Here is a 19765-nt window from a genome sequence, read left to right on the forward strand (position 1 = left end):
CTATAAAAATCTGAGATTGATTTTTTTCGAAAGATATTCTTTCTAAATTTTTGAAACTAGCTCTTTTTTCATCTTTTTCTATTGGCAAATAACCATGAAAAGTAAAACTCTGTCCATTCATTCCTGAAGCCATCATTGCTAAAAGAATAGAGGATGGACCAACTAAAGGGACAACTTGGATTCCTTTTTCATGAGCTAATTTAACAATTACTGCTCCCGGATCTGCTACACCTGGACAGCCAGCTTCACTCATGAGCCCCATATTTTTACCTTCTAAAAGAGGTTTGATAAAATCCTGGTGCTCTTTCGGTTCTGTGTGTTTATTGAGTACAAAAAGTTTTAATTCCGATTGTTTTTTCTCAGGATTGACTAGCTTGATGGATTTTCGGGCAGTTTTGTCATTTTCAACGATATAATGATCTATTAAATCGACACTTCTTTTTATGGTTTGTGGTAAAACATCCATTGGGTCACATTCGCCCATGGTAGTTGGAATTAAATATAGTTTTCCAAAAAGAGGTGTAGGTTTCATAAGTTTGCCTTTGAATAATTTTGAGTATTTATATTTTTTATTTTTCGAAATATAAATTTTGGATTCTGTAAAATAATAAAGGCAAAGGTATAAAAAGTGTGACTGGTTTTACTCAGAATGATCTGAAATCAGTTTTTTTGCTATTATTTCACAAGCTTCGTCAAGCATTTGATAAACCGAATCAAATCCGTTTGTAGCACCATAATAAGGATCTGGTACATCAACATTTTCGTCTGGGAAAATAGAGTTTAAAATGAGTTGTACTTTGTTTTTGTGGGTTTCGTTTTGTGCCAAATGAATTACATCTCTATAATTGCTATTGTCCATTACGAAAATGTAATCAAAAGTATCAAAATCGGTTCTTGAGAATTGTCTTCCTTTTTGATTAGTAATATTTAAGCCATTTTTTTGAGCGGTTGCAATGGAACGTTTATCTGGAGAATGACCAATATGCCATGACCCTGTTCCTGCTGAATCTACAAAAAACTTTTCTTTAGGAAGTTTTGAGGCTAAAATGCCTTCTGCCAAGGGAGATCGGCAGATATTACCTAAACAAACCATTAAAATCTTAACAGGCATTGCTTTATAGCGTTAATTTTGAATTGATATCTTCGACATACTTTTTGAATTGTTTGTCGGTAGCAACTAAATTATCAACTGTTTTACAAGCATGTAGTACTGTTGCGTGATCCCGATCTCCAATTTGAGAACCGATATTGGCTAATGAAGCTTTAGTGAATTTTTTTGCAAAAAACATCGCTAATTGTCTGGCTTGCACCACATGCCTTTTTCTGGTTTTTGATTGTAAAGTCTCTAAATCTAATTGGAAATAATCGGAAACAATTTTTTGAATGTAGTCGATCGATATTTCTCTTTTTACATTTTTTACAAATTTTTCTACAACGCTTTTGGCTAATTCAATTGTCACTTCTTTTTTGTTGAAAGAAGATTGTGCGATCAATGAAATAATAGCGCCTTCAAGTTCACGAACATTTGATTTGATATTTCTCGCTACATATTCAATAATTTCGTCTGGCATATCAACACCGTCACGATATAGAATATTTTTTAAGATAGAAATTCTTGTTTCGTAATCCGGTTGATGAAGCTCTGCAGATAATCCCCATTTGAAGCGGGATAATAAACGTTGTTCAATATCCTGCATGTCGACAGGAGCCTTGTCAGATGTTAGGATTACCTGTTTTCCATTTTGATGTAAATAATTGAAAATATGGAAGAATACATCCTGTGTTCCTGATTTTCCTGAAAGGAATTGAACATCATCAATAATTAAAACATCAATTAATTGGTAAAAATGAATGAAATCATTTCTGTTGTTTTTCTTTACCGAATCAATATATTGTTGAGTGAATATTTCGGCAGAAATATATAAAACGGTTTTTTCAGGGAATTTGTCTTTAATTTCAACTCCAATAGCGTGTGCTAAGTGAGTTTTCCCCAATCCAACACCACCAAAAATCAATAATGGGTTAAATGAAGTTCCGCCTGGTTTATTGGCAACAGCCATACCTGCAGAACGTGCTAATCTATTAGAATCTCCTTCTAAGAAATTATCGAAACTATAGTTTGCATTTAATTGAGATTCGATTTTTAAGTTTCGAATACCTGGAATTACAAAAGGGTTTTTTAACTCAGGATTTAAATTTTTGAATGGAGCATCAACTTCTTGAGGTTTTACTGGACCTCTATTAGCACTTGGCAACTGTTCTGTAAACGGTTGTTTATTGCCATAAGTGTTTTCCATTTTAATTTTATAAAGTAACTTTGCGTTTTTTCCAAGTTCTTTGGTCAAGGCTACTTTTAATAATTTTACATAGTGTTCTTCTAGCCATTCGTAGAAAAATTTACTAGGTACTTGAATATATAATGCATTATCGGTAAGTTCAACTGATTTGATTGGTTCAAACCAAGTTTTATACGCTTGGTCTTGTATGTTGTCCTTTATGAAGGACAAACAGTTTTCCCATACTGATTGTGCAGTCTTGTTCATATATTTAGTTAAAATTATTTATTTTGGATGTCTATTTTCTTACAAAAAGAATGAGTAATTAATTCTTTTTTCGGGATAACAAATATGTGAACAATTATCTGTAAAAAAAAATATTTTCAGTTATAATTTTTGAAAAAATTGTTGTAAGAAGCTTTTTTAAATTTAAATTTTTAATCCAAAATTAATGAAAGATCATCAAGTTCAAGTCCGTGTGCGCTACTCAGAAACTGACCAAATGGGAGTCGTTTATCATGGAAATTATATTCCTTATTTTGAGATAGGAAGAGTCGAATGGCTTAGAAACAAAGGGATTTCATATAAAACGATGGAAGAAAGTGGCATTGGACTTCCGATAGTAAATATGAATATCAATTACAAAAAATCAGCAGTTTATGATGACTTGTTGACGGTGCATACTGTTTTCAAAAGTCAGACGTCTGTGAAGATCGAATTTGATTGTGCAATCTATAACGAAGCTAATGAGTTATTAACAACGGCTCAATTTTTACTAGTTTTTGTGTCTCTAAAAACAGGTAAACCTACTGCTCCTCCAGATTACATTTTAGAACTACTAAAAACTTTTGAATAATTATCAAATTGAGCTCTTTTTGATGAGAATTTATAATTTAATTATGTCAATTTCAAACAATGAATGAAAAGTGTCGAATACCATTTCGGCATTTTTTTTTCTGGTTTTTATTACAAATTTACCTATTGGTAAATTTGTGTCTTCATTTATTTCCATTTCCTGATTTACAATTTCCAATTTTTTTTCTTTTATTACTCGCATGACTTTATTCATGTTTTTATAATCAAATGAAATCCTGAACGAAACATCAATTGTTTTTTCGATAATTTCACAAGATTCCAAAGTGATTTGTGCCGAAGTTTTGTAAGCTGTGATTAATCCTCCAACCCCTAATTTTATTCCGCCATAAATTCGAACTACTACTATTAATATATTGGTAAGTCCAAAAGATTGAATTTGACCATAAATTGGAGTTCCAGCTGTATTGCTTGGTTCGCCATCATCATTAGCTCTATATTGAATAGTTTCAGTTCCTATTTGATAAGCATAACAATAGTGAACAGCGTGTGGGTGTTTCTTCTTTAAGGCTTCAATTATGGGTTTTACTTCCTCTTCTGTTTCTATTGGAAATGCATAACCGAAGAATTTGCTGCTTTTTTCTTTAAATAAAGTTTCTTCAGAAGGAAATGCAATAGTATTATAGGTGTCTTTCATTTTCAAAAATCAATGGCAATAGCAAAAGTCAATATCAAAAATTATTTAATTGCCTCATTTTCTAATTTTCAAATTATTCCTTTATCAAACAAATGAATAACATCTTCTTCGCCAACTTGTAAATTCCAAACTTGAAATCCAAGTGCTGCAGCGGCATCTGTGTTTTCTTTTTTGTCGTCTATAAATAAAGTTTGTTTTGCCTGTAATCCGTTCTGTTCAAGTATGTAGTTGTAAGCTTCTGGATTGGGTTTTCTCAAGCCAATTTCAAATGAGAAATATACTTTTTCAAAACATTGGTAGAAATCACTGTAAAATGAAGCTCCCGATTTTTGTTCAAAAGTGTCAATATGGATAGCATCAGTATTGCTCAATAAAAATAAGCGATATTTTCGCGAAAGCATTTGAAGAAATTCCAATCGATACAATGGAAAGTCTAATAAGATAGCATTCCAGGCTTTTGAAACGTCTTCGATCGAAGCATTATTTGTGTGTTTTTGAATTCCAGATAAAAAGTCCTCTTTGGTAATGGCTCCAACTTCGTACTGTAAGTTCAATTGATCTAAATCTTCATTCCATTCGGGAATACCAAGATTTTTCAAACCATCATGAGTTGCCTGTTTATCTAAATTGATAAACACATCTCCAAAATCAAAAATAATAGCATTAATCATGGTTTCTTAGTATTGTGAGTTCGTCCTTTTCAATTAATCGTTTTTCGAAATTCTTTTTTGGTAATATAGGGGCTTTAATTCCTTCTCCAAAAAATGTATTTCCTGTAAAAATTCGAGCTTCGTCCCAAATACCCGCATCAATAAAAGTCTGTAAAGTTCGAAGTCCTCCTTCTATGATAACCGATTGGATGTTGTGATTGTATAACGATTCAACAATTTGTTCGACAATATTTTGTTTAAAATTTATTCTTTCAAAGGTAGTGTTTTCTTGGAGAATAGAGTTTTCGGAATTGTTAAGGACGATGGTCTTTACCGAATTGTCAAAAATAGCGCTCTCTTTTGGAATACGATTATTTGAATCTAATACGATTCTGATTGGATTGTTGCCTTGCCAATCTCTCACGTTTAGTTTTGGATTATCATCAATAACGGTTTGGGTTCCTACCAAAATGGCTTGTTCTTCAGTCCGCCATTTGTGTGTCAATTGTCGGGAATAAGTATTGCTAATCCAAACTGGTTTTTTTTCTGCTTTTTCAAGAGGAGCGATAAAACCATCTTGAGTTTGAGCCCATTTTAATATAATATATGGTCTTTTCTTTTGATGAAAAGTAAAAAAACGTTTGTTGAGTTCATTGCATTTGTCTTCTAGAATTCCTATAGTGACATGAACTCCGGCTTCGATCAATTTTTTGATTCCATTGCCTGCTACTTTCGCAAAAGGGTCAACAATTCCGATTACCACATTTGGAATTTTATGCTTTATAATCAAATCACAACAAGGAGGAGTTTTTCCAAAATGACTACAAGGTTCAAGGCTAACGTAGATAGTGGCTTTTGTTAACAATGATTTATCTTGAACTGAGTTTACGGCATTGACTTCGGCGTGAGGTTCGCCTGCTTTTTTATGCCAGCCTTCGCCTATGATTTTGTCTTCATAAACAATAACGCTGCCAACCATCGGGTTGGGATAAGTCGTTCCAAGACCGTTTTTAGCCAGAGCAATGCAACGGCTCATATATTTTTCATGTATCTTCACTTTACAAAAATAGTAATTTTGAAATTAGGATTTAGTTTCAAAATTAGGATGTTTTTCCAGTTTACAATGGTTATTTTTGTTGTTTTAAATTAAGATATGATTATTAGAAAAATACAAAAAGAGGATAATCAGGCGGTTGCTGAATTAATAAGGAGTGTTTTTGACGAAATGAATATTCCAAAAGTTGGTACAGCCTACGAAGATCCTTGTCTCGATTTAATGTTTGAGGAATATAATAAGCCTAGATCTGTTTATTATGTAGTCGAAAGTGAAGGGCGAATTGTTGGAGGAGCAGGAATTGCGCCTTTGGCAAATGAAGTCGAAACTTTTTGTGAACTGCAAAAAATGTATTTCCTGCCTGAAACGCGAGGATTAGGAATTGGTAGCCAAATGATGGAAATGTGTTTGCAAAGCGCACGTGATTTTGGTTTCGAAAAATGTTATTTGGAAACAATGCCGTTTATGTTAGCTGCTCAAAAGTTGTATAAAAAATCAGGTTTCGAAAATATTTGTTCGCCAATGGGAAGTACAGGACATACAAGTTGTCCAGTTTGGATGCTAAAAGATTTAAAAATTTAATTTCTAATGCAAATAAAAGAATACAGAACTCAATTTATAGAAATCCTTAGCTCAATTTATGGAAAAGACGAAGCAGAGAGTTTTTTCTATTTAATATTGAAAGAAAAACAACAATTAAGCAGAGTAGATTTGGCTTTGCGACCTGATTTGGTTTTTACAGCTGAAGAACTTTTAGTTTGGAACTCGATTTTGGAACAATTGAAATTAGAAGTTCCAATTCAGTATTTGTTAGGAAAAACGAGTTTTTATGGATTGGATTTTGAGGTCAATGAGAATGTTTTGATTCCAAGACCAGAAACGGAAGAATTAGTAGATTGGATTATTCAATATCAAAAATTAAAAGATGAGAGTCAAAAAATCAAGATTTTAGATATTGGGACAGGAAGCGGTTGTATCGCTATTTCATTAGCAAAGAATATTCCGAATGCTCAGGTTTTTGCTCTCGATGTTTCTGAAAAAGCTTTGGCAACAGCCCAAAAAAATGCAGAGCTCAACAATGTAAATATCACATTTATCCATCAAAGTATTTTGGAAACCGAAGATTTAGGTCAGCAATTTGATATTATAGTTTCAAATCCGCCGTACGTTCGAAATCTGGAAAAAGTGGAAATCAAAAAAAATGTTTTGGATTACGAACCTCATTTAGCGCTTTTTGTAGAAGATAATGACGCATTAATTTTTTATAAAAAAATTGCCGAATTAGCTCTTAAGAATCTGACTAGTCCTGGGCAATTGTACTTTGAAATCAATCAATATTTAGGTAAAGAAATGGTTGATTTATTGGAAAGGATGAATTTTAAAAATGTCGAATTGAGGAAAGATATTTATGGGAATGATAGAATAATGAAGGCAGATTTCAGATAATAGATTTCAGATAATAGATTTCAGATAACAGATTTCAGATAACAGATTGCAGAAAGCAGGTTTCAGAAAGCAGATTTGAGATAATAGATTTCAGCTGTATTAGTTTAATAAAGTAGAAAGGAGGCAGATTTTAATTGAATTTATCTGGATTAGACATCATATAATTTATTAATTTACCAACTTCAAGGCTTTTTGAGGTTAAAGTATCAAAATTTTCTTGGTCGATATATTCACAAGCCAGAGAATATTCCAACCAAGATTGAGTTTCTGAGTTTTCAGCATCACTATCCGTTAATTTGGAAATGAAGTGATTTACATATCTTCTCTTTCTAGTTGCTTCAGCGATATTTACAGAAACACTTCTTGAAGAACGTCTGATTTGATCTGTTAGGGAATATTTTTCTTCCGTTGGAAATTTTTTCGATAAATGATAGATGGACATTGCTAATTCAAATGATTTCTTGTAGGCTAATAAATCTTGAAATCTCATAGTGTCCTAAATTATTAAGTGAAAGTTATTAGTTTTATTATTATATCAATAATCTATTTTAATCTACCTTCTGAATACTGTTTTCTGCAACCTGCCTTCTGCCGTCTGCAACTTGAAACCTACTCATAACGCAACGCCTCAATCGGATCCAAGTTTGCCGATTTCACAGATGGGTATAATCCAGAAACAATAGCAACAATGAAACTCGTTATAAAAGCAGCCATAATAGCTCCCCAAGGAATTACAAAAGCAAAGTTCATTGCAGATGAAATTCCAAAACCAATTAAAATTCCAAAAACAATTCCAACAAAACCACCAATTTGACCAATTAGTAAGGTTTCAATAAAAAACTGAAAAGCGATGGTTGTTTTCTTGGCACCCAATGCTTTTCGAACACCAATTTCACGAGTACGTTCTGTCACCGAAACAATCATAATATTCATCAAAGCGATAGACGATCCTAAGATTGTGATAATCCCAATAAGCCAAGAAGCGATACCTAAATATTGCGTGATGCTCAGTATTTTGTTAATCAAATCATCGCTTCGCACCACGCCAAAATTATTGTCTTTTACAGGACTTAATTTTCGGATTCTGCGCATAGCGCTAATCGCGTAGTCGGTTGCTGGGCTCAATAATTCTTTTTTTCCGACCATAACACTTATCGAATAGTTGATGTTAGGTGCTGTAAATAAAGAACGCGCCACTTGTATCGGAATCAAAACCCTTAAATCTTGGCTGTTTCCAAAGGTTGATCCTTTTTCTTTTAGCATTCCAATCACTTTAAATTTGGCTCCACGTATAGAGATTATTTTCCCAATCGGATTCATATCTTTTAAAATCCCTTTTTGAAAATCAGATCCTAAAACACAAACATAAGCATTGTTAGAAATATCGAAATTGGTAAAATTTCTACCCGAGTCGATTTCCAGTCCCGAATTGCCCAAAAAGTGTTCGTCAACACCCAAAACACTTATCTCGGGATCTGTTTTTGTGGCTTCATATTTTACTTCTGCAGTTGATGTAGCTGTGAAAGACAACGACGTTTCGGTCATTGGATAATTGTATTTATTCTTAAAAGCTACTGCTTCAGGGTACGAAATAATCGGGTTTATAACTTCACGTTCCCCGCCACCACGGCGTCGAGAAGTATTTTCGTATTGATTAATATTAAAAGTATTGGCACCCATTGAAGCAAAATCAGATGACAATGTATTTTCCAGTGCCGATACAACTGTCAAAATCCCAACTAGTGCAGTTATACCAATGGCAATAATCAGCACAGTGAGCGTAGTTCTTAGTAATTGAGTTCGGATAGAACCGAAAGCGATTCGGATATTTTCTTTAAATAATTTTAGCATCATGGTTGTTTGACACGAAAATACAATTTTTGTTACAGCTGTCTTTTGAGAATTTAGGAAATGAACAAAATAGTTTTAAGGAGCTATTTCCAGCTTTCGCTACAATTTTTTGTCAAAATAATTTATTTTCAATTGCCCAAAAGGAGCTTCCGTTGGTCGCTCTTTTGGTCAAGAAAATAATATTATTTTTTCCTGCAAAATTTTCACTACATCTGGGCTAGGCATTTTGGATAAATTTGGATTGACAAAGAATGGGTACACCTTTAAAGAATAGCCTTATTTTGATGATCAGAATACTTATATGTCTTATTATGATTAGCTAAAAGAAAATGATTTGATTTTTGTGAATGATAACAAAGAAGTAATTTGTTTCCCGCCAGCCCTGATAGCAGTGTAAATCCTTGTTGCCCGGGGTTCGGGGAACAAGATTGAAACGGATAGCAGGTTGTATGTTTCCAAGAAAACCAAATCTTTCTGCTCCTAAAATAAATAATTAGTTTTGTTTTTACTTCTTGGCTCTTTTTCTGTATTCTATTTTCTTTCCTTTTATTGGAGTAATAATTTTAAAAATAAGATATTTGCATTCTATTTAGGATTTCACCATTTTGTCGAAATCCGAAACTAAATTCTAAAGTAAAACAATGGCATCAAAACCCAGTATTCCAAAAGGAACTAGAGATTTTTCACCAGCAGAGGTGGCAAAAAGACAATACATTATTCAAATTATCAAAAGCAATTTCGAAAAATTTGGATTCCAACCTATAGAAACTCCTTCATTTGAAAACTCCGAAACGCTAATGGGAAAATACGGAGAAGAAGGCGATCGATTGATTTTTAAAATATTAAATTCAGGAGATTATTTGGCAAAAGCCAATGCCGAATATTTAGATGCTAAAGACAGTACGAGATTGACTTCAAGTATTTCTGAAAAAGCACTTCGTTATGATTTAACCGTTCCGTTTGCTAGATACGTTGTACAACATCAAAACGAAATCGAATTTCCATTCAAAAGATACCAAATTCAGCCAGTTTGGCGTGCAGATCGTCCACAAAAAGGGCGTTTTAGAGAATTTTTTCAATGTGATGCCGATGTTGTTGGTTCCAAATCGTTGTGGCAAGAAGTAGAATTGATTCAATTATATGACTCGGTTTTTACAGCTTTAGGTTTGCAAGGAGCAACAATCAAAATCAATAACCGAAAAATACTTTCTGGAATTGCCGAAGTTATTGGCGCATCCGATAAATTGATTGACTTTACAGTTGCTTTAGATAAATTAGACAAAATAGGCGAAGATGGCGTAAAGAAAGAAATGATCGAAAAAGGAATTTCCGAAGAAGCGATTATCAAAGTTCAGCCATTATTCAATTTCACAGGAACCATTTCAGAGAAAATTGAAAAACTTTCTGTTTTACTTTCTGCTTCCGAAGAAGGAATGAAAGGAGTAGAGGAGCTTCGTTTTATTTGTGATAATGTCTTGAATTTGGGATTGTCAACAGCCAATTTAGATTTGGATGTTACATTGGCGAGAGGATTGAATTATTATACAGGAGCAATTTTTGAAGTGGCTGCACCAAAAACAGTAGCAATGGGTTCTATTGGCGGCGGAGGTCGTTATGATGATTTGACTGGTATTTTTGGATTGAAAAACATTAGCGGTGTTGGAATCTCTTTTGGGCTTGACAGAATTTATTTGGTCATAGAAGAATTAGGTTTGTTCCCAGAAGCAGTAACTTCAACTTCAAAAGCATTGTTTATTAACTACGGTGAAAAAGAAGCTTTTTATTCAATGAAAGCCATTAAAGAATTACGTGAAAGTGGAATAAAAGTTGAATTATATCCTGATAATGCTAAGGTGGCAAAACAGTTTCAACATGCCGATAAACGATTTATTCCTTATGCGGTCATTGTAGGCGACGAAGAAATGAATAACAATCAATATAGTTTGAAAAATTTAATTTCTGGCGAACAGAAAAAAGTAAGTTTAAACGAACTCAAAGAAATTTTAAAATAACGAAAAAGGCTACCTAAAGTAGCCTTTTTTTATGGAATTAATTTAAATTGACTCAACATCCAATTGTAGATTTTGTCTTCTCTGAAATACCTTTCAACGCTGCCATGATTCCCACCTTTAACAATGGTAAAAGTAAGATTAGCATCTGGATTACAAGTTTGAATAGCCTTGACCATTTTTCTGGATTCCGAAAGAGGAACTATATAATCTTTGTTTCCATGAATAACCCACAACGGAATTGTTGCCAAGTTACAGGCATCTTTTGTGTTTCCTCCTCCACAAATCGCTACTGCAGCTGTTATTTTTTCGGGATATTTACCGGCAAAATCAAAAGTTCCGTAGCCACCTAAACTCATTCCGCAAACATATACTCTTGATAAGTCGGTGTTGTAATTATTTTGAACGTATTCTAAAAGTTGCAAAAGTTTATCTGGATTCCAGGCGCCATGAGCTACTTGCGGAGCTATGACAATCGCTGGAATCTCTTTTCCACTTTCGATCGCCCGAATTACTCCGTAACGTTTTACTTTGTTCAAATTAGTTCCAGACAGGCTTTTTCCATGCAGAAATAAAATAACCGGCGCCTTTTTATCTAATACGTCCTGATTAGGCAAATTGATCCAAAAAGGATAATCAGTTTTGTCGATTATGGATTTTAATTGGGCTTGAGCGGTTGTGATAAAACAAATAAGAAGTAAGGAAAATAAAATTTGGGGGCGCATTATTTTAAAATTATTTCGAGTTGGGGCTACAAATTTAGTTTTTATAATTAACGTTTTTAATAATTTTTAGATTTTAACACGAAAAATAGATTGGTATTTGGCTGTTCCTTTTTGAGTATTAACGAGAAGTGCTTTTAACTATTTGATTTTAAAATGGGTAATTATTTTTTTATTATTTTTAAGAAAAAAAAGATGAATAGAATCACACTCCTATTTTGCGCCTTTATCATCAGCTGTCAAGGACAACAGGTAAAACCCAATGATATTCCTCTTCAGGATGAGGTAAAAAGCTATACTTTAGAGACTATTGCAGACGGCATAAATATTCCTTGGGGAATGGCTTTCCTGGCTGATGGATCGATGTTGGTAACCGAGAAAAGTGGAATTATATTTCATATTAAAAACAAAGTAAAAACTGAAGTCAAAAATGTTCCTGCGGTTTATAACCGAGGACAAGGAGGTTTACTCGATATTGTATTGCATCCTAATTATGCAAAAAATGGCTGGATTTATATTACCTATTCTACCAAGGAAGGTGAAGGTAGTAATACGAAACTTATTCGCGCCAAACTTGAAAACGAGAGTTTAGTACAAATAGAAACTTTATATAAATGTGAACCCAATACTACCAAAAGTCATCATTTTGGTTCAAGAATTGTTTTTGACAATGAAGGTTATTTGTACTTTTCTGCCGGCGAAAGAGGTGAGCATTTTGTAAATCCACAAGATATTACTCGTGATAATGGAAAAATTTATCGTCTGAATGATGATGGCAGTATTCCTAAAGACAATCCATTTGTGGGCAAGGCTAATGTGAAAGAAGCGATTTATTCTTATGGTCATCGTAATCCTCAAGGTTTGGTGAAAAATCCAATTACAGGCGAAATTTGGGAACATGAACATGGTCCACAAGGTGGTGATGAAATTAATATTATCAAAAAAGGCGCAAATTACGGTTGGCCTGTAGTGACATATGGTATTGATTATGACAACACTATTATAAGCAAAGATAAACAGAAACCAGGAATCGAGGATCCAATTTATTATTGGCTTCCTTCTATTGCTCCTTGCGGAATGACTTTTGTAACGGGTGATAAATATCCGGATTGGAAAAATGGATTGCTTGTTGGATCTTTAAAATTCCAATATTTAGAATTGCTGAAATTTAAAGATAATAAAGTCATCAGCAGACAAAAAATCGCAACTGATATAGGGAGATTACGAAACGTTGCTCAAGGTCCTGATGGTTACATTTATATTGGAGTTGAAGGAAAAGGAATTTTGAAAATTATACCTAATCAATAAGGTGTAATTGCCTTTTGAGTAAATTTTGCGTTTCTTTGATTAAACAATTAAATATATGTAATAATGATTTCAAAAAAAAAGAGTAGTATCATACTTTTGGTTTTGGGCGGATTATATTTTTCAAATATCACTGCATTCACTACAAATAGAAATTATGTTTCTATTGCAGAACAACAAACATCTTTGCAAAAAAGTATAGCAAATGGTAAGGAGTTGTATGTCGAATTTTGTGTCCAATGTCATTTAGCGACAGGAAAAGGTAATGGAAGTACGGTTCCGCCTCTGGATGGTTCTGATTGGCTTACAAAGAAAAGAACCGAAAGTATTCATGCTATAAAATATGGCCAAATGGGAGAGATATTGGTTAATTCTAAAAAATACAATGGCGCAATGCCTCCACCAGGTTTAAGCGATGAAGAAGTTGCCGATGTGCTGAATTATGTTCAGAATTCCTGGAGCAATAAACAAAACAAGATGGTTACTGTAGATGAAGTAGCGAAGGTTAAAAAGTAATTTAATCTTTAAAAAAACGGTAAAAACTTATTTGCCGATTTTATAAAATAAAAAAAATGACAAGATTCATGATCTTGTCATTTTTTTTAAATTTATTTTGAAAGATATAATTATTAATTCAATTGAGAATGAAGTCTAAGAGATGTATGACTTAGATTTTGAGATACAGTATTTTCAATAGGCGTATGCGTCAGATTTGCTGACTCAGTATTCATTGGATATAATTTATCCAATTCTTTTTTCCTCGCGGTTTCTGCCTTCTTTTTGTCAGCACAAACCATTAAAAGAGCACCTAAAATAATAAATGCTACACCTACATAAATTGGTAACCCATTTGTAATTACACCAATAGCTTCATTAAGTGTTGAAAAAGCACCAATTAAAAACATTACAAACCCTGTTGTTCTCATTGTTTTGTTGATTTACTTGTTTTTGTTTATTTAATTTTCCGTTTTAACCGCAAATGATACTCTGCCTTCTTAAAATTGAGAAAGCAAAATCCATTAGTTTTTAGATGTCTTTTAGGATAAAAAAATATAAGGGTAATCTTTTTTTAGGCTAAATAACCAGCTAATGAAAGTATAAAACTTTGTAGTACAAACATATAACATATTATTTGATTTCGATTATAAATAACCGTTAAAATTTGTCATTAAATAGATTAAAAACACAATTTTATTTATTTTAACTAATTTTTACTTACAATTTTTATTAAAATCATAAAGTAGGATTATTGGATGAATGAAAAAAATTAAGACGAATAATTGATTTGAAGATTATTGCTTTTTGAATATTATTTTATTGGATTTCAAATACAGGTTTTTTCTTTCAGGAATAATAAATTTTATCTGAATATTATTTATAAGTGAAATTTAAATTTGGTAACTACTTATTGTAAAGTGAAGAAAGATTAAAATTATAATAAGGAGCAATATTTTGTAAAAAGGGGATGGATGATTTACTTGATTCTTTAGTTATAACCTATAATTACTTCAATAAAGTTATTTGTGAATAAAAAAACTTGATTAAAACGACAAAACCCGCTACTTAAATTTGTAATGGGTTTGTTGATACTTAAAATTCGCTTAAATTGAATATCGACTAATAGGGGATGTGTAAGTTTTAATTAGTAGATAATCATATTTATAGTAAAATTGACGGTAGAGAATTCGAACCTTTATTTGAAGATTAATGATTTTAGACGAAACCTAAATGGATATTCATTATCCAAATTCTTATGAACCAAGAAATCACTAGTAAAAGAAGATTATTACGAGCCTGTCTATTTATCTTTTACATGAAATTTGAAGAACCTAATTAAGAAACAAGAAACTAATTCAGTTCAATTGTAATTTCCTGAATTTTCTTTCAATTTAAACACTAATAGAATTTTCTTCGTAACTAAAAAATATATATTTTAGCAATCATAAAAAAATAATTCTAAATTATCCCAATTTTATGGATTTCAGCAAAATCTATAAAGACAATTTTATCTATAACCTACTAAATTTGAAAATAGCTCTACCCCAAAAAAAACATCTATTTTGTTATTACGTTTTTATGACTACTCTTTTCTTGAACAGCATAAATGCCCAAAATGAAATTATAATGAATGGGTTTTTTTTTCATCATGAGAATTATGATAATTATGAATGTGATCAAGGTGGCTATACAAGACTGACTCCTTTTTTTTCAGGTATAAGTTTTCCTGGACAAAGTGCCATCTGTAGTGATCCAAAATATTTTAACAGTTCCTACATTTCTAGTAATGATCATTCTGGTCACAATATGGATATGCTAGTAGTAGATGGAAGCACAGTTGGAAGTGGGAAATATTTTTGGAGAGGAGGCTTTAATGGTCAAGGATTTTGTGGACTAATAATTGGAAACGTGTATAGATTTAGTTATTGGATAAAATCTGTTTCAACATTAGTTACTGATCAATCAAACCAAGCTGATATTAAAATAGATTTTTCAAATGCCTCAGACATTACTTTAGTTGGAGCTTCTACTACTGTGGCACCACTACCAAGTGTGGGATGGCAAAAAGTAACTTATACTTTTAAAGCAACTGGGGATTGCGTCAATATTAATCTTTGGGATAGTAACACGAGTTCTGTCGGAAATGATTTTGCAGTTGATGATTTTTCATTATTGGAATACCCAACTTCATTATCATTAACCTATTCTATATCTAATGGCAATTGTGATACTACTCTATCCCCATATAATAACGGAGGTACTATTAAAAACTTTTATCTTATTGGGGATTCATATTCAAACTATGGTGGTCCTTTTAATAATTTATTGCCTGGAAATTATGTATTGTCCGCTGTTGCTCTCGACGATAATATTGTTTCAACAAATGTAGTAATTCCTCAACCAAGCGGTATTCAACTCACAATGAGTCCTGATGTAACGATATGTTCAGGAGAGAATACAACTTTATCTGTTAGTGGTAGCAATACTGAATATTATTGGTCATCAAAGCCAAACGACTCTAACATGTCAAGCCACACAGGTTCTTCAATAACGGTTAATCCATCGACTACTACAACTTACACCGCAAACTCATATGGAAACATAGGTAGTGGAAATCTTATTTACAATAGTGATTTTTCGATGGGAAATACAGGATTTGGTACATATCACATATATCATACAACCAACTTTGAAAATGTAGCAAATGCCTATGGAGTAGTAACTGATGGCGCTGCATGGGGAACCGGTTTTTCAAGCTGTGGAGATCACACTACGGGAACTGGAAATATGTTAGTGGTAAATGGAAATGATCATCCTAGTGCTGGTGTTGGGAACTCTTTTTGGAGCCAAAATATATCAGTACTTGGCACAACAGATTATGTATTTAGTTTTTGGATTAAATCTCTTTCCTCAATTTCGCCTGGAACTATACATGTTTCAATAAACGGCTCTATACAAAACGTATACCCTTATTTAGCCCCGAATTCAAATGCTTGTGGAGATTGGGTAAAATATTCTGTTAATTTTTTTTCAGGCTGGATTTACGATGGCATCAACATTCAATTATTAGATTCTAATACTGCATTTTTTGGAAATGACTTTGCAATAGACGATATTTCACTTACGGCTGCAACTTCTTGTTCTTCGAAAAGTGTAACTGTTACGGTCGACCCAGCAAAAAAAGCGGTTATAAGCCATAACTTAACAACTAATAAAAATGAAATAACTTTTAATTGGGACGCGTTACCAAATGCCAACTCATACAATATTAGCTACACTGTGAATAATGGAACAGAAATAAATGCAGGCTCTATTACAACAAACTCATTTACCGTAAATGGCCTTAATGCTGGTGATCTTGTAAAAATTGAAGTGAAACCTGTTGGAACAAGTTGCTTTGCTTCGGCAAATTATAAAGCAAATTCTTATACGCCATGCTCAATACCACTGGCAACTATAACTCAGCAACTCTCATGCACTAATCCTGTGGGAATAATAACAGTAAGTGAACCTTTGGGTTCACAGTATCAATACAGTATTGACGGACGTACTTTTCAATCCAATCCTATTTTTAATAATCTCCCTTTTGGAAATTATAAAGTAACATCCAAAAATATAATTACAGGATGTGAAGGAATCAGCGGAGATTTATCTCTAAATCAACCTGGCCTTAAACTTCCCAATATATCAGCTTTATATACTTATCAAAACTGTTTAGCTAATCTAACAGCAAGCTCCACTACCTCAAACACCTCTATTGTCTGGAATGGTCCAAATTTAGCAGTCAATAGTCCGAATCCAGCTGTTACGCCTTCTAGTGGGATCTATATTGCCACTGTAACAGATTTAGCGACGGGTTGTACTAACGATTTTTCTTTAGATGTCACAGCTCCAATTGCACCTGAACAACCTTCGGTCATAACAATACAACCAAGCTGTTTTACAGCAACTGGTTCTATAGAAATAACTACCCCTTTGGGTCTTAATTTTGAATATAGCATTGATAGAAACAATTATCAGTCCGATATAAATTTTCAAAATTTAACTTCATCAACTTACTTCATAACTACAAAAGACATTATAACGGGGTGCATTTCCACAATAAAACAAATAGAAATAAATGTTGCAAGAATAGCGCCACCTGTTCCATTATTAAATAATACTACCATTTGTAAGAACAGTATTAGCACAGCATTATCAGCTATTGCTCTCCCAGATGCAACTATAAATTGGTATGGCAAAAATGCTACTGGAGGAATATCTTCACAAAACGCAACCATTCCTGATACCTCTATATTGGGTTCAACTACGTACTATTGCAGTCAAACTTTAGGATTGTGCGAAAGCCCAAGAATAAGTATTGTAGTTAATGTGTCAGGTATAGCTTTGGTTCCTGATTTTAATGATTTGAAATACTGCTATGGAGATAATATTCCATTACTAAATACAACTTCCCCAAATGGAATAACGGGAAGCTGGCAACCTTCAACAATAAGCAATACTTTAAGTGGCACATATACATTTACACCAAACATCAATGAATGTGCAACACAAAAAAATATAACTGTAACAATTAATTCTCCAATCAATATTTCATTTGATTGGTCTGTCAATGAAGTATTTTCAGACTATCAATTTTTAACAATTACTACTCCAATATCTGGAGACTATCTCTATCAATTGGATTCAGAAACTCCTCAATCTAGTCCTGTTTTTGAAAATATAACACACGGACTTCATTCCGTAACGGTTATTGACTCTAATGGTTGTTCAAATCCTTTTACAAGAAATGATATCACAGTTATAAATTATCCTAAGTTTTTTACTCCGAATAACGATACTTTCAATGACTTTTGGACCATTCCGGAACTGCTTTATGATCCTAATGCTTTTATTGAAATTTTTGATCGTTATGGCAAACTAATTAAATTTTTAAATTTGAAAAATGCGGATTTATGGGATGGCACCTACAATGGAGTATTAATGCCCTCATCTGATTACTGGTTTGTAATACATTATAGTTTATTAAATATACCCAAAACCTATAAATCACATTTTTCATTAATAAGGTAGTTATCTTCATAATTCGGATCAAAATATATTGTTGTGGGGAAATATTAAAAAATCGATTTTTGTATTTTAAAATTATACACAAATGCAAGATTCCTTTATCGATATTCTCAAGTTGTTATTGCCAGAAATCATAGTAGACTACTTTGAGCTTACTTCTTATAAAAAAGGAGATGAAATCCTTCATTTGTATTTAAAGGAGATCAATTCGATTCCTAAAGAATATCGAGAATTTAAATTAAGTTCAAAAGGATTTTTTGAAGAGATAACCGTTCAGGATTTTCCTATCCGTGGGCACCAAGTGTATCTTCATATTACCCGCAGAAGATGGCTTAACGAAAATACGGGAAAAGTAGTTTTTAGAGATTGGAATTTAGTAGCAGACGGAACTCGTATAACACAAGAGTTTGCGTCTTTTTTAAAAGAAATCAATAGATTCTAGTCCAAATGATTGTAATGCCGTTGCCTCTTTCTATGGAGTATCTGGTAGAAATTTACAATATCAATACAAGGATTTTTTAAGCGATTTTAAAACTTGGGATCAAAAACCACATGCTAAGAAATGGCTTCTTTTTCCAAAAAACATTGGAAAACGTTTGTCAATAGACGAAACCTCTCTTTCTAATGGCGAACTCTACACTATCTTAACCAATAAAACAGGCAAAGGTCGAAAAGGAACTATTGTGGCTATGGTTGCAGGAACTAAGGCAGAAACAGTTATTTCAGTTATTGAAAAAATCCATCTTAAACAACGAATCTAGTGGGGGAGATCACTTTGGATATGGCAGGAAATATGGGACTTATTGCCAAGAAATGTTTTCCAAACGCAACCCGTGTCACAGACCGTTTTCATGTTCAAAAGTTAGCTACAGAAGCATTACAAGAAATTAGAATCACACATCGTTGGGAAGCAATAGATCTAGAGAATGAAGCTATGGAAAAAGCTAAAAAGTCCAATGCAAGATTCGAATTTAAAACACTTTCTAACGGAGATACACTTAGACAATTACTTGCCAGAAGCCGATACTTCTTGTATAAAAACAAATCGAAATGGACTCAAAACCAAATAGAGCGTGCTGCGTTATTATTTGAGTTGTATCCTGATATCCACAAAGGATACAATCTTACACAAGAACTTCGAGGTATTTTTGAGAATACAACCGATAAGGTTATTGGTTTTACAAAATTGGCTAAATGGCATGAAAAAGTACATCAATCAGGATTTAAATCCTTCAATACAATCTCTAGAACTATTATAAACCATTATCAAACCATCTTGAACTACTTTGATAACAGAAGTACTAATGCTTCTGCGGAATCTTTCAATGCAAAAATAAAAGCATTTAGATCAAAGTTCAGAGGCGTACGAAATGT

Annotated in this window: 20 protein-coding genes; 10 read left to right on the forward strand and 10 right to left on the reverse strand. The window is 32.8% G+C overall.

The genetic code is table 11. The features are described 5' to 3' along the window. The 3 genes from VLC96_RS04690 to dnaA form a co-directional block, all read right to left on the reverse strand. Nucleotides 1–532: SAM-dependent methyltransferase (locus tag VLC96_RS04690; RefSeq protein ID WP_325260942.1), on the reverse strand; the 532-nt coding region annotated here is incomplete at its 3' end. 108 nt (nucleotides 533–640) lie between these two features. After that, entirely contained in the window at nucleotides 641–1111 is a 471-nt protein-coding gene (locus tag VLC96_RS04695) for a low molecular weight protein-tyrosine-phosphatase (protein WP_325260943.1), read from the reverse strand. A gap of 4 nt (nucleotides 1112–1115) precedes the next feature. Next, the gene (gene dnaA / locus VLC96_RS04700) at nucleotides 1116–2543 is read right to left on the reverse strand and encodes a chromosomal replication initiator protein DnaA (RefSeq protein ID WP_325260944.1); all 1428 of its coding nucleotides are present in this window, start codon (nucleotides 2541–2543) and stop codon (nucleotides 1116–1118) included. Nucleotides 2544–2727: 184 nt separating this feature from the next. Between dnaA and VLC96_RS04705 the strand changes: the two genes are divergently transcribed. Continuing rightward, entirely contained in the window at nucleotides 2728–3132 is a 405-nt protein-coding gene (locus VLC96_RS04705; protein WP_325260945.1) for an acyl-CoA thioesterase, read from the forward strand. A 30-nt stretch (nucleotides 3133–3162) separates the two neighbouring features. Here VLC96_RS04705 and VLC96_RS04710 read toward each other — a convergent pair whose 3' ends face one another. From VLC96_RS04710 to ribD, 3 genes are all read right to left on the reverse strand, one after another. Beyond that, entirely contained in the window at nucleotides 3163–3792 is a 630-nt protein-coding gene (locus VLC96_RS04710) for an IMPACT family protein (RefSeq protein ID WP_325260946.1), read from the reverse strand. A gap of 62 nt (nucleotides 3793–3854) precedes the next feature. Then, nucleotides 3855–4457: an HAD family hydrolase gene (locus VLC96_RS04715; protein WP_325260947.1), complete on the reverse strand. Its 603-nt coding sequence runs from the start codon at nucleotides 4455–4457 to the stop codon at nucleotides 3855–3857. Then, nucleotides 4450–5493, reverse strand: coding sequence for a bifunctional diaminohydroxyphosphoribosylaminopyrimidine deaminase/5-amino-6-(5-phosphoribosylamino)uracil reductase RibD (gene ribD / locus VLC96_RS04720; RefSeq protein ID WP_325260948.1), 1044 nt, complete (start codon nucleotides 5491–5493; stop codon nucleotides 4450–4452). The genes VLC96_RS04715 and ribD overlap by 8 nt, the downstream gene beginning before the upstream one ends. A gap of 96 nt (nucleotides 5494–5589) precedes the next feature. On the opposite strand from ribD, the gene VLC96_RS04725 reads away from it, so the two are divergent. Then, entirely contained in the window at nucleotides 5590–6072 is a 483-nt protein-coding gene (locus VLC96_RS04725) for a GNAT family N-acetyltransferase (RefSeq protein WP_325260949.1), read from the forward strand. A 6-nt stretch (nucleotides 6073–6078) separates the two neighbouring features. Beyond that, nucleotides 6079–6936 (forward strand): peptide chain release factor N(5)-glutamine methyltransferase, encoded by an 858-nt coding sequence (prmC, locus tag VLC96_RS04730; protein ID WP_325260950.1) that lies wholly within the window; start codon nucleotides 6079–6081, stop codon nucleotides 6934–6936. Between the two features lie 130 nt (nucleotides 6937–7066). Here the strand turns inward: prmC and VLC96_RS04735 are convergent, their stop codons facing one another. Further along, nucleotides 7067–7426, reverse strand: a complete 360-nt coding sequence (locus VLC96_RS04735; protein WP_325260951.1) for a four helix bundle protein — start codon at nucleotides 7424–7426, stop codon at nucleotides 7067–7069. Between the two features lie 119 nt (nucleotides 7427–7545). Next, a complete protein-coding gene (locus VLC96_RS04740) occupies nucleotides 7546–8790 on the reverse strand; it encodes an ABC transporter permease (RefSeq protein ID WP_325260952.1) in 1245 nt (414 codons plus the stop codon). 638 nt (nucleotides 8791–9428) lie between these two features. On the opposite strand from VLC96_RS04740, the gene hisS reads away from it, so the two are divergent. Further along, entirely contained in the window at nucleotides 9429–10799 is a 1371-nt protein-coding gene (gene hisS / locus VLC96_RS04745; RefSeq protein ID WP_325260953.1) for a histidine--tRNA ligase, read from the forward strand. A gap of 29 nt (nucleotides 10800–10828) precedes the next feature. Here the strand turns inward: hisS and VLC96_RS04750 are convergent, their stop codons facing one another. Continuing rightward, nucleotides 10829–11521, reverse strand: coding sequence for a carboxylesterase family protein (locus VLC96_RS04750; RefSeq protein ID WP_325260954.1), 693 nt, complete (start codon nucleotides 11519–11521; stop codon nucleotides 10829–10831). 192 nt (nucleotides 11522–11713) lie between these two features. Between VLC96_RS04750 and VLC96_RS04755 the strand changes: the two genes are divergently transcribed. Both VLC96_RS04755 and VLC96_RS04760 read left to right on the forward strand, forming a co-directional pair. Further along, nucleotides 11714–12826 (forward strand): PQQ-dependent sugar dehydrogenase, encoded by a 1113-nt coding sequence (locus VLC96_RS04755; protein ID WP_325260955.1) that lies wholly within the window; start codon nucleotides 11714–11716, stop codon nucleotides 12824–12826. Between the two features lie 63 nt (nucleotides 12827–12889). Beyond that, on the forward strand, nucleotides 12890–13339 hold the full coding sequence (locus tag VLC96_RS04760) for a c-type cytochrome (protein WP_325260956.1): 450 nt from the start codon (nucleotides 12890–12892) through the stop codon (nucleotides 13337–13339). A gap of 113 nt (nucleotides 13340–13452) precedes the next feature. Here the strand turns inward: VLC96_RS04760 and VLC96_RS04765 are convergent, their stop codons facing one another. After that, on the reverse strand, nucleotides 13453–13749 hold the full coding sequence (locus VLC96_RS04765; protein WP_325260957.1) for a hypothetical protein: 297 nt from the start codon (nucleotides 13747–13749) through the stop codon (nucleotides 13453–13455). A gap of 1198 nt (nucleotides 13750–14947) precedes the next feature. Between VLC96_RS04765 and VLC96_RS04770 the strand changes: the two genes are divergently transcribed. The 4 genes from VLC96_RS04770 to VLC96_RS04780 all read left to right on the forward strand — a co-directional run. Further along, complete coding sequence (locus VLC96_RS04770; protein WP_325260958.1) at nucleotides 14948–18394, forward strand: T9SS type B sorting domain-containing protein; 3447 nt, start codon at nucleotides 14948–14950, stop codon at nucleotides 18392–18394. Nucleotides 18395–18476: 82 nt separating this feature from the next. Further along, nucleotides 18477–18833 (forward strand): ISAon1 family transposase N-terminal region protein, encoded by a 357-nt coding sequence (locus tag VLC96_RS04775; RefSeq protein WP_325260959.1) that lies wholly within the window; start codon nucleotides 18477–18479, stop codon nucleotides 18831–18833. Between the two features lie 154 nt (nucleotides 18834–18987). After that, nucleotides 18988–19152: a hypothetical protein gene (locus VLC96_RS19125; RefSeq protein WP_422653663.1), complete on the forward strand. Its 165-nt coding sequence runs from the start codon at nucleotides 18988–18990 to the stop codon at nucleotides 19150–19152. Then, a partial coding sequence (locus tag VLC96_RS04780) for an ISAon1 family transposase (RefSeq protein ID WP_422653664.1) occupies nucleotides 19152–19765 on the forward strand: 614 nt, incomplete at its 3' end. The genes VLC96_RS19125 and VLC96_RS04780, both read left to right, overlap by 1 nt.

Source organism: Flavobacterium sp. (assembly GCF_035456085.1).
Taxonomy (GTDB): Bacteria; Bacteroidota; Bacteroidia; order Flavobacteriales; family Flavobacteriaceae; genus Flavobacterium.

Coding starts and splice junctions, on each gene's coding strand:
- VLC96_RS04705 (WP_325260945.1), top strand. CDS start 2,728: ATGAAAGATCATCAAGTTCAAGTCCGTGTGCGCTACTCAGAAACTGAC.
- prmC (WP_325260950.1), top strand. CDS start 6,079: ATGCAAATAAAAGAATACAGAACTCAATTTATAGAAATCCTTAGCTCA.
- VLC96_RS04740 (WP_325260952.1), bottom strand. CDS start 8,790: ATGATGCTAAAATTATTTAAAGAAAATATCCGAATCGCTTTCGGTTCT.
- dnaA (WP_325260944.1), bottom strand. CDS start 2,543: ATGAACAAGACTGCACAATCAGTATGGGAAAACTGTTTGTCCTTCATA.
- VLC96_RS04755 (WP_325260955.1), top strand. CDS start 11,714: ATGAATAGAATCACACTCCTATTTTGCGCCTTTATCATCAGCTGTCAA.
- VLC96_RS04725 (WP_325260949.1), top strand. CDS start 5,590: ATGATTATTAGAAAAATACAAAAAGAGGATAATCAGGCGGTTGCTGAA.
- VLC96_RS04760 (WP_325260956.1), top strand. CDS start 12,890: ATGATTTCAAAAAAAAAGAGTAGTATCATACTTTTGGTTTTGGGCGGA.
- VLC96_RS04750 (WP_325260954.1), bottom strand. CDS start 11,521: ATGCGCCCCCAAATTTTATTTTCCTTACTTCTTATTTGTTTTATCACA.
- VLC96_RS04765 (WP_325260957.1), bottom strand. CDS start 13,749: ATGAGAACAACAGGGTTTGTAATGTTTTTAATTGGTGCTTTTTCAACA.
- VLC96_RS04735 (WP_325260951.1), bottom strand. CDS start 7,426: ATGAGATTTCAAGATTTATTAGCCTACAAGAAATCATTTGAATTAGCA.
- hisS (WP_325260953.1), top strand. CDS start 9,429: ATGGCATCAAAACCCAGTATTCCAAAAGGAACTAGAGATTTTTCACCA.
- VLC96_RS04775 (WP_325260959.1), top strand. CDS start 18,477: ATGCAAGATTCCTTTATCGATATTCTCAAGTTGTTATTGCCAGAAATC.
- VLC96_RS04770 (WP_325260958.1), top strand. CDS start 14,948: ATGAATGGGTTTTTTTTTCATCATGAGAATTATGATAATTATGAATGT.
- VLC96_RS04695 (WP_325260943.1), bottom strand. CDS start 1,111: ATGCCTGTTAAGATTTTAATGGTTTGTTTAGGTAATATCTGCCGATCT.
- VLC96_RS04715 (WP_325260947.1), bottom strand. CDS start 4,457: ATGATTAATGCTATTATTTTTGATTTTGGAGATGTGTTTATCAATTTA.